The organism is Pleionea sp. CnH1-48 (assembly GCF_024124665.1).
Lineage (GTDB): Bacteria > Pseudomonadota > Gammaproteobacteria > Enterobacterales > Kangiellaceae > JAMXSB01.
This window is the reverse complement of sequence record NZ_JAMXSB010000018.1, coordinates 127,094-139,625: the sequence shown is the minus strand read 5'-3', so window position 1 is coordinate 139,625 and position 12,532 is coordinate 127,094. Positions and strand designations below refer to the sequence as shown.

The window sequence follows — 12,532 nt, the reverse complement described above, 5'->3', positions numbered from 1 at the left end:
TTTAGCACGCAAGGGCTTTGTTGACAGCTTTGATAATCAACCTTGGTCGCAGAATAAAAAGCCATCAGGTCCGCTGGATTTAAGTGAGGATTCGAATTATTGAAATCCAGATGGACCGATATAAACCATATAAAAAACAAATACACTGACATTTTGGGACAAAAGTGTGATGACCCTATTTAAGGGCCACTTTTGTTACAATCTTATGTCAAATTGAGTGACTCTGAATGACGGACCTGACCTTGCCCTTTCACAATAAAACGAGGGATGGTTAAAGCCTCAAGTCCCATAGGGCCATACCAATGCAACTTGGAAGTAGAGATACCAATTTCTGCACCAAGTCCTAGTTCACCACCGTCCGAAAAGCGTGATGAACAATTGACCATCACCACCGCACTATCGATGGCCTCAACAAATTGATTGATAACCGAGTCGGATTGACTCACCACCACTTCAGTGTGTGAAGAGCTGTATTGGCGAATATGTTCAATGGCTTGCTGTGCGTCATCAACGATTTTTACGGACAAAATTTTATCAAGATACTCACAACCAAATTCATCAAGGGTGGCCGTTGCGTTAAATCCTTTATCAAGATCCTTATGAGGATAAATCCTTAACTCACAGTCATGCTGCTGGCAGATCTCAGTTAATAAATTCAAAAAGTCATTGACAATAGCTTTGTGCACCACTAAACCTTCCAGCGCATTACACACCGATGGACGTGACAACTTTCCATCTTTTACGATACTTAGTGCCTGATTCAAATCAGCAAACTCATCCACATAACAATGACACACACCTTTGTCATGTTTTAATACCGGAATACAGCTTTGTTCCGACACGGCTTTAATTAAATTGCTTCCACCACGAGGGATCACCAGATCAATCCATCGGTCTTGCTTTAATAATGTGGCAACCATTTCATGGGATTGTTCTGGAACACCACGCACCATGGCAGGATTTAAATCCAGCTCCGCAAGCACTTGACTCCATAACGACAACAGACATTGATTACTGGCGACTGATTCACTGCCACCTCGCAATAGAGTTACGTTTCCAGATTTAAATCCTAAACTCGCCGCATCGATAGTTACATTGGGCCGAGATTCATAGATCATTAAAATGACACCAATAGGAACTCGTCTGCGCTCGATAAGCAAACCATCATCTCGCTTAGTTTGTTGCACTAACTGCCCAACAGGATCATCCAGTGTTGCAACCTGACGCACGGCTTCGGCCATCGCTTTGATTCTTGCGGGTGTTAGTAATAGGCGCTCAATAACACTAGCGCTTAAACCTCTGTCTTGAGCCCTCTCTATATCTTGCTTATTAGCAGTCAAAATACCTTCTTGTTGCGCTTCGAGTTCATCGGCTAAACGCCGTAAAACACGATTTTTTTGCCAAGTGCTCAGTGTTTTTAGTTGTTGTGCTGCAACTCGGGATTGAGCCAGCCAGGTATTAAGCGATTGCATATTAACTCCCCTCCACGATAACAAGATCGTTTCTATGAACAATAATTTGTGATTTCTGATTGTGTTGTAACGATAGATCGGTTTTTGATAAAGCCAGCCATTGCGATAAAGTGTTAGAGGCCACCCTTATTTTTCCTCGAGCAATCACTTGCCCAGATGGTTGTGCGCACACATCAACAATATCAGCGGTTCCAAAAGAACCTTCGCAAGAACGAACACCAGGTAACAATAGTGATGCACCATGTTGCGTTAAGGCTTGCCGTGCACCATCATCAACAAATACTTTTCCTAAACTGCGTGATGTTTCCGAGAGCCAATAGCGATAACCTGGTAGTACTTTATTTCCTGGTGTTAACAAGGTTCCTGTGTGATGGAATCCTTTGAGTCGCGACCAGAGTTCCGTTTTTTCATCGGTGATGAGTGTGCCGATACCTCGGCGGGCAACCGAGCGAGCGGCTTCCACTTTTGTTTTCATGCCGCCAGTTCCCATGGCGCTACATTCTGCAGATAACCATTGAGTCAAACTTTCGTCATGAGCGTCCATTTCGGTGACGGCCTGCTGACAATGAGGATAGTCCTTATAAATAGCCGCAACATTGGTAATGAAGATCAAGCCCTGAGCATTCGACATCGCCGCAATAAAAGCCGCTAAATTATCGTTATTGCCAACCACTTTACTGCCTTTATTAACGGCATCGTTTTCATTAACGATAGGAATGATGGAATGCTCCAGCATGGTTTCGATTAATGCCTGTGTTTTAACGTAAGCTTCCCGTCGATCAAAATGCTCTCGATCAATGAGCACCTGCGCTAATGGCTGCTGCAAATACTGCTTCCAATGCCCCATAATCGTATCTTGCCCAACGGCAGCAAATACTTGACGATGCATTTCATGCTCTCGATTTAACTCAGTTTCAGATAACCGAGCCTGGCCACAGGCAACCGCTCCTGAGCTAACCAGAATAACCTGAGTACCGCGCTGCTGAAGTTTTGCTATCTGTTTGGCGATCTGCTGAATAGCCTCTGTATCTTGATGGCAAAACAGCTGGCTACCGACTTTTATTACCACTCGTTGCTTGTTACCCATTTCTTTCACCCATAAAAAAACCCGCAGACTCATGGAGGCTGCGGGTTTTATAAATACAATACGAAGCTACCCGCCGCCTTTGGGAGGCACGGGAGCTGGAGCATTAACAGAATTTTGGCAATTAAAAATACTCATACAGCCATTATTAAATGGCCTATACCCCGAAAACAAATAATTACTGGTTATATCCCAATACGACTGAACAAGTCGCTGAGCTTTGATACCCACTCCGTCAACACCGGATGGTCTTCTTCAAAATGATGGGCAACTTCCGATAGCTGTTGCATAAAATATTCATCGGGTTCAGGTACTGAATCTGGATTTGAAAGCAGGTTTTGAATATCCTGGCGAGCGTTAATAACTTCTTTGGCAATTTGTTGATCATCAATCGACAACTCACCCAACTTTTGTTCAAAACTCTGTAGCAAGTAGATGATATCGTTTGCTGGCATAGCCGGTTTCCTTTTATCTCCCCAAAAACAACAAATAAAAAAACAGGTTGCTCAATAACACTGTCTTTTTATCAAGCTCTACTTTAAATTTAGACTATAAATTTAGGATAAACAGGCAAAACTCAGCGTAAATTATCAATTTGGCAGAAAACGAAGGTATTCCTTTACCTTTTGGATCAATGCTCTAGTAAATTGCGACTCCTTAGTGAGCATCATAAAGAGTTTTTAGCCAACCACGGATTAGCTGCTTCTCAAAATACAATTTGGTCTGACGTCGTTTTAGTGCGCGTGAGCCAGTTAAAGTAAATAGCTCTTTAAGCTTTTCTTCTCCATGACTAATCACCTGATTCGACTCATCCAGCAATCGGTACTCCAACACAATGCGCACACGAGTCACATCCTCAATAATACGTCGAGGTTCATGAATAGGGGCATACTTAATGTCACTTTCTCCAGCGCGGTCAACGTCTAGAATACGCAACTCTAATGTATGGCCTGCTTTTAAAATCTTTTTGTCTTCCTTAGCAAAAAACTTGTCCATCTCCTTGATAAACATATTAATTTCTCGCTTAGCGGGTTGCCCAGAAAGGTAAATGTCCGTATATTCTTTTGGTTTAACATATTCAGCCTTAATGGTGGCCTGTGCGATTGATGAGAACATCAACGATACCAGGATCATGCAAATGTATGGCTTCATCTTTAACTCCTGACTTCAACCTGAATTTAGCGTTATTAATTGTTTGAGGAAACGCACTCTCTCATTTACTATGAGCTTTCCTCTTTACCCATTTGATCGCAACATGATCAAATGAAGATAAAATGAATCTTTCTTGAGCTACGAAACGAATGATGACACGGTTTCTCGACAGCGAAATTCACACTTTGAGATATCAATGGCATCGCGTCTGCCTTAAACGGCTGCTTTCTATCCTCATAGCCTTCAGTATCGTTAGCACCAGCCATCTGGCTTTTGCCGTTCCTCCAGCCACCGCGCAAAGTGGCGGATTAACCCATATTAATGATTTAAACGAAAAAGCCCAGGGTTTGGTTTACAAACAACCTAAAGAAGCCATTAAATATTGTCAACAAGCACTCCAAAAACTGGTAGAGCACCCCAATCAAGATCTCGAGTATCAGATAAAGCTGACTATGGCCGATGCCTATACCGAGCTGGAAGCCTTTGACGACTCTATTGATATCTTAATAAAGCTCATTGATAAAGCCGGTGACCAACAACAGCATCACCGCAAAGCTCAAGCCTTTGAACGTCTTGGAGAGGTCTATTGGTACCAGGGTAAGGTGTATAACGCACTCCATGTATTAGAACAGGCTCGAAAAATTTACAAAGATGCCCAGATGAGCAAAGAGCTAGCCTATACACATAACAACCTGGGCATTATGTTTCGCCATATTGGAGAATATCAAAGTTCTTTAGAGCACTATCTCGAAGCTCTCAGTATTAAAGAAAAACTCAATGACAAAGAAGCCGTCGCTTCGACTCATAATAATATCGGTGTACTTTATCATGAACTAAAGCAGTACGATAAAGCATTATCCAACTTCGAAAAGTCCATTCATCATTTTACTAAACAGAACAATCGCCGCGAGCTTGCCGACCCTTTACATAATAAAGGCATGACGCTGGAGGCCAGTGGCGAATACCAGGCTGCACTCAAGCACTATGTTGAGTCGATGGAAATAGAGACTGAGTTCGACAACCAAAAAGGCATCGGATTTTCGTATGCCAATATTGGCGCCCTTAACTTAAAACAGAAAAAGTATCACGATGCAGAACAAAATCTGCAACGAAGCCTGGCGATTGCCCGCACTATCAAGATGCCCTCTATCGCCACCAAAGCACTTTTGCATCTTGGTGAACTGCATACCCAAAAGGGTAATAAGACCGTCGCCATTGAATATCTAACTCAAGGCCTTGAGCTCAGTCAGGAAATTGAAGAAAAGACCAAAGTCAGCGAGTTCCACCAAACCTTATCGTCCACTTACGAAAGCATCGGCGAATACGACAATGCCCTGTCATATTATAAAGCTTTTAAAAAAATCACCGATGAACTGAGTGACGCTGAGAGTCAAAAGTACATTAACAGACTGCAAATAAAAAGCGATCTGGTGCAACGAAATAAAGAAGTTCAGATACTGCGCCAAGAGAATCAAATTAAATCGCTGCAATTAGAGAACGAACGTCATACCTACCAAATGTTCCTGGGGTTTGGAGTCGCCTTACTGATTCTCTTCTGTCTGGTCATGCTGATTATTTTTCATCGCAATAAGATGAAGCGAGAGCGCCATCTTCTTGAGCATAAACACCAACTTGATGAACTCAAGGCTCAATTTTTAACTCAGTCTTCTCATGAGTTGCTCACACCCTTAGATGGAATATTAAACGTATCGCAAGAGCTGCGAGAGGAGTACTCCTCTCAATCATCGAACTATAAGCGTTTGACGATGATTAACAATAATGGTCAAAGATTACAGGTACTTATTCGTAATCTGCTAGACTTCGCAGCCGTCAGAAACCAACAGTTTAATACTTACAAAGAACCTTGCAGTCTGGTGGATGCCAGTAACGAGGCCGTAAGAATATTGCAAAGCGATGGCGAGCATCAACGCTTTCACATACATAACAATCTAACGGACACTTTGAGTCAGGCCTATGCCGAGCAGGACAGATTGATACAGATATTTTATAATAGTATCAACTATGTGACACACTTGGTGAGTGAAGGTACTATCTACCTTCATGCACATACTCACGGTAATCACTGCATTGTACGGATATCCAATGGCGACTTGCTCGAGAGCAATGAATTTGACTCGCAGGAGAGGCAGCCTTTGCCCGATGGCGTCGATGCCAACCTGGATATCAACCTAACACGCCATCTTGTAGAAGCCTATGGTGGTGAGCTATGGCTAGAGCAAGATAGTGAACACAAAATAAACTCAATTTATTTTTCTTTGCAAAAATTAATGAACTAAAAGTAACGGCCCAGAAATGTCAGAAACAACTCCAACAACCGATGAACTTGTTACCGCAAAACTCAATCTCGAAACAGGCGTATTGAGCTGGAAAGAACTCGAATTGTTTTTTGCTCGAGGCCAATTGATTCTAGTCAAGTCTGGTGCTGATCTAGTGGATGCCGCCAAACATTTTGCCAATGATGACAAAGCCATGGTTCAACAGCTGCTAGATAGCGCAACAGTTCGCCAACCTGATCTCGACTGGGTTAAAGAAAACTGCCAGTCAGACACTCAATTTTGGGCAGTGGTCATTTCGCCCTTTGTTTTAATCCAGAAAAAATAAGCCAATGAATAAACATCAGTGGATTCAGCAGCTCAATCTGGAGCCACATATTGAAGGTGGTTACTTTAAGCGCACCTATCAGTCAAAGCAGCGTTTTGATAAAACCTCAACTCAATCACGCCCACTGATGTCTTCTATTTATTATCTCCTGACTGATGACAGCCCAATTGGCCACTTCCATAAAAACCAGTCAGATATCATGCACTACTGGCACGCGGGAGAAAGCCTGACTTATTACCTGATTAATCCAGAAGGTGAGCTGACTCATCATCAATTGGGCCCAGACGCCAGCAAGGGTGAAAGCCTTCAACTAATAGTGCCAGGTGGTTACTGGAAGGCAACAGAATTAAAACAAGGAGAATATGGCTTGCTTTCAGAAGCCGTTAGCCCAGGCTTTGACTATCAAGATATGATGTTAGCGAACGCGGATGAGATGGCTCATCACTACCCTCATCTTTGGCCTCAAATTCAACGATTGTGTCGTTCATAAATATGATATTTACATCTTCAGTATTTAAAAAATTTTCCGTGAAATTGTTCGTTTGCCTACTTTGTTTGCTTTTAACCTCCTGTGGTTCGGATAAATCCCTCGCTCCATTAAATCATAATGACGTTATTCTTGCTTTTGGCGACAGCCTGACCGCTGGCACGGGAGCCTCTCAAGGTAACGATTACCCATCTCAGTTGGCCCAATTAACCGGCTTTGAAGTCATCAATGCAGGGATACCAGGCGACCAAACTCAAGATGGTTTGCGCCGTATTGATGAAGCTTTGACCCGCCATCAACCAGCATTAGTGATTTTGTGTTTAGGGGGTAATGATTTTTTACGCAAAAAAAATAAAGAGGCGGTACAACAGAACCTCATTACCCTAATCGAAAAAATTCAGCAAAGTAACGCTCAAGTTCTGCTTGTGGCGGTACCCGAACCAGCACTATTCCTATCAGACTCAGATTTGTTTAATGAGGTGGCAGAGCAGATGAATGTGCCACTGCTTGATGATTTATTGACAGATTTACTCTCTGATTCTGAACTAAAATCAGATACGATTCATCTTAATAATCAAGGGTATCAACTGTTTGCCGCAGGCATTCAAGAAAAACTTCAACAACTTGGAGCCTTTTAAAAAGTTAAAGATCTTCTTCGCGGAGGATCTCCAAACGCTCATCGTACCCGGCAAACCCCACCCGAAACCACAATGCAGGAAATAAAGGATTAGGCAAAATGTACAACCAAGCTAACCATCGTTGGCTGTGTTGTTCGTCTTTAACATGAAACCACACGTAAATAAATTTATAAAAACATATCCCTGGAATATAACTGCAACGAAGTTTAGTACTCTTAAGCGCAGAAGATTTGGCATAATAATTCCCTTCAAACAGTCTTATCTCTGTGCCTAACTGACCTTGTGCAAGAACCTCTCCTGATGATTTTAATACAATGCTAATTTTAGCCACAATCGACTCTCTCTCCGTCACTTAGTTTATAAGAAGACGGCGCTATTGTGCCATTAGTTACACTTTATACAATACCAGGAACTAATAGTAATTTAACCAACGTCAGTAACGAATCCTGTTCAGCAAGTCTTAATGCAATCGGAGACTGCTCCCAATAATAGGCGACCACCAAACCAATGCTTAATGCAATCCCCAAGCAAATCCGTGAAACCCGACTTTTAACCTGTACAACACTCATTGTTCCTCTCCAAATACAACCGGGTCCGTTACCGGACCCAGTCTTTCAGTACGACCTAATAACTGTCGTCTCGAAAACGTCGAATATAAATCGACGCTGCGATAAACACCGCACAAACCAACAATCCAATCCAGAAGGAAGATTGACTTAAGGCATCACCATAAGCTTTATCTTCAACAATTCCTTTTAGCGACTCACCGACATCAACGCCCCAGCCAGCAATCATGTTAGCAAACTCACCGCTGCGTAATGTTAATCTCTCTACTAATATGATACCGCCAGGAATCAAAATGGATGCAAGGAAAGCATTTCTTTTTGCCGTTGCCGATACAAACCATACCCATCCTAATAGTGGCGCCATAGCGACTGAAAAATAAATCAGTAAAAACAGAGTATTAAGCAAATTAGTAAACAACGGAGTCGGTGCAATCACTACATCCCATACAGGAATGTTGTTAATAGCCGCCCATATAGAACCCAGCAATAACAACGCAACCTGAGTAATCATGGCGATAACACCGCTGATCACAGGGATCAACAAGAACGCTGCGCAAACTTTTGACAGTACCGTTTGCAAATCAGACACAGGCATCGACTTCCAGAACAAGATGCTGCGATCTCGACGCTCATCGTACAAGCTGCCTAATACATAAAAGTAAAGAACAAAGAACATCACAAATGAAATCGGTCCAAGAGCCATAGCGAAAGCGGCTTTACCAATATGCCCAGGAGCCGCCTGGATCTGCTTTAGATGTTCAGGATCAATATCACCATCATTAATGGTGATGCCCGTATCAGAAAAGATAAACTGCTGGGCAGTAATCAAAGCAAAAATAACCGAGAATAAAAGTACCGCACCAGTAATCGTTGGTGCCCACAAAAAGCTTTTGTTTTCCCAGTACTCTCGTTGAACAAGGGTTTTAAAGGTTGTTACATTCATGCTTCATCCCCTCCTCTCATTTTTGCAACAAACAGATCTGAAATGCTAGGTCGGTGAATCTCACCTAGTGTTTCAGCGACTTCCATAGAAAGTCCATCAAACAGCAACACCGTACGACCAAACACTTCACGACGACTTATCGGATTATGTTGAAGCGCCTGTTCCAGATTTTCTTTGGCCACCATCACTTCAACAAAGCGCTCACTCACATCATCCATGGTAGCGTTAAGCACTAACTCTCCGTCTTTAATGAAAACAACGTCGGTTAACAGATTTTCGATTTCTTCAACTTGGTGAGTCGTCACCAAAATACTGCGATTCTCATCGAAGAACTCAGTTAATAGCTCTTGATAGAAGTCTTTACGGTAAAGAATATCCAGCCCTAGTGTGGGCTCGTCCAGAACCAACAACTCGGCTTCAATGGCCAATACTAAAGACAAGTGCAGCTGTGTGGTCATCCCTTTTGATAAATGCCCTACCTTTTTATCTAATGGGATTTTGGTCTTCGCCAGAAAGCTTTCGGCCTTGCTGCGATTAAAGCCAGGATGAACGCCTTCTACATAAGATAATGCCTGCGATACTTTAATCCATCGTGGCAATACAGCAACATCGGCAATAAAACAAACTTTCTGCATCAGCTTATGACGGTCTTTTTGAGGATCTAAACCAAAAATCTCTAGCTCACCATCAAAAGAGGTCAATCCAAGAATCGCTTTTAAGATCGTTGTTTTGCCAGCACCGTTCGGACCAATTAAGCCAACAATACGACCACGCTCAACGTCAAAGTTAACACTTCGCAAGGCTTCAAATTTGCCGTAGGATTTCTTTAAACCACGTGCTTTAACAATACTAGTCATCAGAACCCTCCGTTTGGCGTTTTCCAGCGGCCAACAAGTCAGATGCCGATAGACCCAGGCGCTCAATGCGCTCTAAAATAACAGGCCAATCTTCGGTCAAAAACTTCTCTCTTTCCTTAGTTAACAAAGTATCTCTTGCTCCTGTTTTAACAAACATACCTAGTCCCCGTTTTTTCTCTACAATCTCGCCATCTACCAATTCCTGATATGCCTTAGACACAGTGATCGGATTTAATTGAAAATCCGCAGACACCTGTCTAACACTCGGTAATGCGTCACCATCACCTAGCTCACCATCTAAAATTGACGCAATCACCTTATCCCTAAGTTGACGGTAAATGGGCTGGTTGTCGTTCCAACTCGCTTGCATTCATTTTCACCTGTGCTTGTTAAACCTAATCAGTTGATGCCATTTCAACTGCCCTCACCAAACTGGTGTTGTACACAACTATAACACCACCATAGCAAAACACAAGCACTTCTTAGCTCAGGGCCATCGCAACACCATGGAGAGTTTTCTATCTTTATGATTTTTAATGCTTTTATTAAATGTTCAGGGTATGTAACAAAAACTGTCATAGAGAGGAACACCTATGGTAGGATGTGCCAGCCATTCGATAACAGGGGTATTCTGTGGATAAAAAGAAGGCGTTGATTGGCCTCGCGGTATTAATTTCTATAGCCATATTTGTCGGCTTGCTCAGTGCCGGTGTGGCACTATTAGCAGGCTTAGTTCTGGCGCTAACCCTTGGAAATCCATTTGTTTCTCATTGCCGAACCTATTCTGGTCACGCACTCAAAGTCGCCATTATTGGGCTTGGCTTTGGTCTATCCATTCAAAGCGTTGTGTTGACAGCCAAAGAGACATTCTGGTTAACACTGGCAACGATTGTCATAGCCATGGTCAGTGGCTTCTTACTAACGCGATGGCTAAAACTCGATAAAAACACAGGCTTATTAATCTCTTCGGGCACAGCTATTTGCGGCGGCAGTGCCATCGCCGCCGTCTCCCAAGCCATTAGCAGTCGCGGCGAGCAAACTATTATTGCAGTCACTGTAGTGTTTTTGCTCAACTTGGTGGCTTTGTTTGTTTTCCCGCCGTTGGGTCATTGGTTGGAGCTCACACAACAAGAATTTGGTACCTGGGCAGCCCTTGCTATTCACGACACAAGCTCAGTAGTTGGAGCTGCCGCTGACTATGGCAAGCAAGCTTTAGAGACCGCGACCACAGCCAAGTTAGCTCGCGCCCTCTGGATAATCCCGTTAACTCTGGTCATTACCTTATTATCAAATCAACAAGGCGGTCGCATTAATATTCCCGTCTTTATTATCTTATTTGTACTCGCCAGTGTCATTGCTAGCCTGTTGCCTCAATTTTCATTTATTTTTGAGTCAGTCGCCTGGCTGGCAAAACAGTTGTTGGTATTTGCCCTTTTTCTGCTTGGACTCAGTTTTGATAAAGCCGTTCTTAAGCAGCTAAACAGTAGACCGCTCATATTAGGAGTGGCGCTTTGGGTCATTCTGGCGAGCAGCTCTCTTGCCATGATTTTATGGATTTAACAGACGTAGGAATAATTAGTTATGTGGGTATTTGCACAATCACCATTAGATAGGCAATCACATTTAAGAGCATCCTCAGAGCATCTTAATGGCTGGCGGAACCATCCAGATCGCAATATCATCGCATTTGATAAGCAACAGCGTATTTTGGCCGCAAAATCAGATCCCGATTCATCACCAGAAGCACTTTCCTTTATTAATTTATCAGAGCATATAGACAACGCCGAGCTTAATGAAAATACTTTAATTTTTTTAGGTACTTATCAAGATACTCCCTGGTTTGGATATGAGTTAGATGTATTTCCACAATCATTGGAGCAACAGGCGGAATGGTTTGAAGTATGGCCCAACCTGGGATTGTTAGAAGAGCCATTCGCTTCAATTCTGGCTTATGCCAAAGCACTACTCTACTGGCATCAAACTCATCAGTTTTGTGGTCAGTGCGGAGGGGCAACCCATGTAAAAAACGGGGGGCACGAAAGACAATGCGGTCGTTGCGAGCGAATGCAATATCCCAGAACGGATCAGGCTATTATCGTTGCCACCACTTTTGAAGATAAGCTGTTATTGGGTCGACAAAAGCATTGGGCAGAAGGCCAATATTCGGTATTGGCAGGCTTTGTAGAGCCAGGCGAGTCGCTCGAACAAGCAGTACAACGTGAAGTCATGGAAGAAGCAGGTATTCCCGTCACTGATGTGCAATACCTTGGCTCTCAGCCCTGGCCTTTCCCATGCTCGCTGATGATAGGTTTTACCGCTAAAGCTGAGCACATGCGTACCCAGCTTTTTGATGATGAACTGGAAGAGGTGCTGTGGATCTCTCCACAAGACTATCTTGACAGGATTCAGGCCAAAACACTCCGGCGTCCGCGCACGCAGTCAATATCCGGCCACTTGATAAAACACTGGCTAGCCAGCCACCAGCTTCAGCTACCTTGAGTCTAAGTCAGGAGTCGTAATCCCACTCAGAACCAATGCTTTGATCCAGCTCTTTTAGCTCGCGCAGCACCTCAAGTCTGCGCCAGCGAGGCTCCGGTTCTTCAGTTTTTTCATTAAAATGCTCAACACCGAGTAACTTTGCCAACTCTTGGAAGTCTGTAGGTGATATCGCTTTTGAATGCGGCATAATCCGTTTCAACTCCGTATGCAGT

General features: G+C 43.2%; 16 protein-coding genes. 6 read left to right on the top strand and 10 right to left on the bottom strand.

Going from position 1 to position 12,532, the window contains the following annotated elements:
- Positions 1-203: 203 nt before the first annotated feature.
- From NH399_RS23480 to NH399_RS23465, 4 genes are all read right to left on the bottom strand, one after another.
- On the bottom strand, positions 204-1,472 hold the full coding sequence (locus NH399_RS23480; protein ID WP_253043729.1) for a glutamate-5-semialdehyde dehydrogenase: 1,269 nt from the start codon (positions 1,470-1,472) through the stop codon (positions 204-206).
- A 1-nt stretch (position 1,473) separates the two neighbouring features.
- The gene (proB, locus tag NH399_RS23475; RefSeq protein WP_253043727.1) at positions 1,474-2,559 is read right to left on the bottom strand and encodes a glutamate 5-kinase; all 1,086 of its coding nucleotides are present in this window, start codon (positions 2,557-2,559) and stop codon (positions 1,474-1,476) included.
- 182 nt (positions 2,560-2,741) lie between these two features.
- A complete protein-coding gene (locus NH399_RS23470; RefSeq protein WP_253043725.1) occupies positions 2,742-3,011 on the bottom strand; it encodes a DUF4404 family protein in 270 nt (89 codons plus the stop codon).
- Between the two features lie 202 nt (positions 3,012-3,213).
- Complete coding sequence (locus NH399_RS23465) at positions 3,214-3,708, bottom strand: DUF3016 domain-containing protein (protein ID WP_253043723.1); 495 nt, start codon at positions 3,706-3,708, stop codon at positions 3,214-3,216.
- A 149-nt stretch (positions 3,709-3,857) separates the two neighbouring features.
- Here NH399_RS23465 and NH399_RS23460 point away from each other — a divergent pair, with 149 nt between their 5' ends.
- From NH399_RS23460 to NH399_RS23445, 4 genes are read left to right on the top strand one after another with little or no spacing between them, the layout of a single operon-like run.
- Entirely contained in the window at positions 3,858-6,005 is a 2,148-nt protein-coding gene (locus tag NH399_RS23460) for a tetratricopeptide repeat-containing sensor histidine kinase (protein ID WP_253043721.1), read from the top strand.
- A 16-nt stretch (positions 6,006-6,021) separates the two neighbouring features.
- On the top strand, positions 6,022-6,330 hold the full coding sequence (locus NH399_RS23455; RefSeq protein WP_253043719.1) for a DUF2288 family protein: 309 nt from the start codon (positions 6,022-6,024) through the stop codon (positions 6,328-6,330).
- A gap of 4 nt (positions 6,331-6,334) precedes the next feature.
- The gene (locus NH399_RS23450) at positions 6,335-6,820 is read left to right on the top strand and encodes a cupin domain-containing protein (RefSeq protein ID WP_253043717.1); all 486 of its coding nucleotides are present in this window, start codon (positions 6,335-6,337) and stop codon (positions 6,818-6,820) included.
- Positions 6,821-6,822: 2 nt separating this feature from the next.
- Entirely contained in the window at positions 6,823-7,455 is a 633-nt protein-coding gene (locus NH399_RS23445) for a GDSL-type esterase/lipase family protein (protein WP_253043716.1), read from the top strand.
- 4 nt (positions 7,456-7,459) lie between these two features.
- On the opposite strand, the gene NH399_RS23440 is transcribed toward NH399_RS23445, so the two are convergent.
- The 5 genes from NH399_RS23440 to NH399_RS23420 form a co-directional block, all read right to left on the bottom strand.
- The gene (locus tag NH399_RS23440; protein ID WP_253043714.1) at positions 7,460-7,786 is read right to left on the bottom strand and encodes a hypothetical protein; all 327 of its coding nucleotides are present in this window, start codon (positions 7,784-7,786) and stop codon (positions 7,460-7,462) included.
- A 64-nt stretch (positions 7,787-7,850) separates the two neighbouring features.
- Positions 7,851-8,024, bottom strand: coding sequence for a hypothetical protein (locus NH399_RS23435; protein WP_253043713.1), 174 nt, complete (start codon positions 8,022-8,024; stop codon positions 7,851-7,853).
- A 55-nt stretch (positions 8,025-8,079) separates the two neighbouring features.
- Entirely contained in the window at positions 8,080-8,964 is an 885-nt protein-coding gene (locus tag NH399_RS23430) for a hypothetical protein (protein ID WP_253043712.1), read from the bottom strand.
- Complete coding sequence (locus NH399_RS23425) at positions 8,961-9,821, bottom strand: ABC transporter ATP-binding protein (RefSeq protein ID WP_253043710.1); 861 nt, start codon at positions 9,819-9,821, stop codon at positions 8,961-8,963. Before NH399_RS23425 ends, NH399_RS23430 begins: the two co-directional genes overlap by 4 nt.
- Positions 9,814-10,191 carry a GntR family transcriptional regulator gene (locus NH399_RS23420; protein WP_253043709.1) on the bottom strand — a complete coding sequence of 126 codons (378 nt, stop codon included), beginning with the start codon at positions 10,189-10,191 and terminating at the stop codon, positions 9,814-9,816. Before NH399_RS23420 ends, NH399_RS23425 begins: the two co-directional genes overlap by 8 nt.
- 263 nt (positions 10,192-10,454) lie before the next feature.
- Between NH399_RS23420 and NH399_RS23415 the strand changes: the two genes are divergently transcribed.
- Positions 10,455-11,381, top strand: coding sequence for a putative sulfate exporter family transporter (locus NH399_RS23415; protein WP_253043707.1), 927 nt, complete (start codon positions 10,455-10,457; stop codon positions 11,379-11,381).
- A gap of 21 nt (positions 11,382-11,402) precedes the next feature.
- Positions 11,403-12,320: an NAD(+) diphosphatase gene (gene nudC, locus NH399_RS23410; RefSeq protein WP_253043706.1), complete on the top strand. Its 918-nt coding sequence runs from the start codon at positions 11,403-11,405 to the stop codon at positions 12,318-12,320.
- Positions 12,321-12,327: 7 nt separating this feature from the next.
- Here the strand turns inward: nudC and NH399_RS23405 are convergent, their stop codons facing one another.
- Complete coding sequence (locus NH399_RS23405) at positions 12,328-12,507, bottom strand: hypothetical protein (RefSeq protein ID WP_253043705.1); 180 nt, start codon at positions 12,505-12,507, stop codon at positions 12,328-12,330.
- Between the last annotated feature and the right edge of the window lie 25 nt (positions 12,508-12,532).

Coding starts and splice junctions, on each gene's coding strand:
- NH399_RS23460 (WP_253043721.1), top strand. CDS start 3,858: ATGATGACACGGTTTCTCGACAGCGAAATTCACACTTTGAGATATCAA.
- NH399_RS23455 (WP_253043719.1), top strand. CDS start 6,022: ATGTCAGAAACAACTCCAACAACCGATGAACTTGTTACCGCAAAACTC.
- NH399_RS23425 (WP_253043710.1), bottom strand. CDS start 9,821: ATGACTAGTATTGTTAAAGCACGTGGTTTAAAGAAATCCTACGGCAAA.
- NH399_RS23450 (WP_253043717.1), top strand. CDS start 6,335: ATGAATAAACATCAGTGGATTCAGCAGCTCAATCTGGAGCCACATATT.
- NH399_RS23430 (WP_253043712.1), bottom strand. CDS start 8,964: ATGAATGTAACAACCTTTAAAACCCTTGTTCAACGAGAGTACTGGGAA.
- NH399_RS23480 (WP_253043729.1), bottom strand. CDS start 1,472: ATGCAATCGCTTAATACCTGGCTGGCTCAATCCCGAGTTGCAGCACAA.
- nudC (WP_253043706.1), top strand. CDS start 11,403: ATGTGGGTATTTGCACAATCACCATTAGATAGGCAATCACATTTAAGA.
- NH399_RS23470 (WP_253043725.1), bottom strand. CDS start 3,011: ATGCCAGCAAACGATATCATCTACTTGCTACAGAGTTTTGAACAAAAG.
- proB (WP_253043727.1), bottom strand. CDS start 2,559: ATGGGTAACAAGCAACGAGTGGTAATAAAAGTCGGTAGCCAGCTGTTT.
- NH399_RS23420 (WP_253043709.1), bottom strand. CDS start 10,191: ATGCAAGCGAGTTGGAACGACAACCAGCCCATTTACCGTCAACTTAGG.
- NH399_RS23405 (WP_253043705.1), bottom strand. CDS start 12,507: ATGCCGCATTCAAAAGCGATATCACCTACAGACTTCCAAGAGTTGGCA.
- NH399_RS23435 (WP_253043713.1), bottom strand. CDS start 8,024: ATGAGTGTTGTACAGGTTAAAAGTCGGGTTTCACGGATTTGCTTGGGG.
- NH399_RS23465 (WP_253043723.1), bottom strand. CDS start 3,708: ATGAAGCCATACATTTGCATGATCCTGGTATCGTTGATGTTCTCATCA.
- NH399_RS23445 (WP_253043716.1), top strand. CDS start 6,823: ATGATATTTACATCTTCAGTATTTAAAAAATTTTCCGTGAAATTGTTC.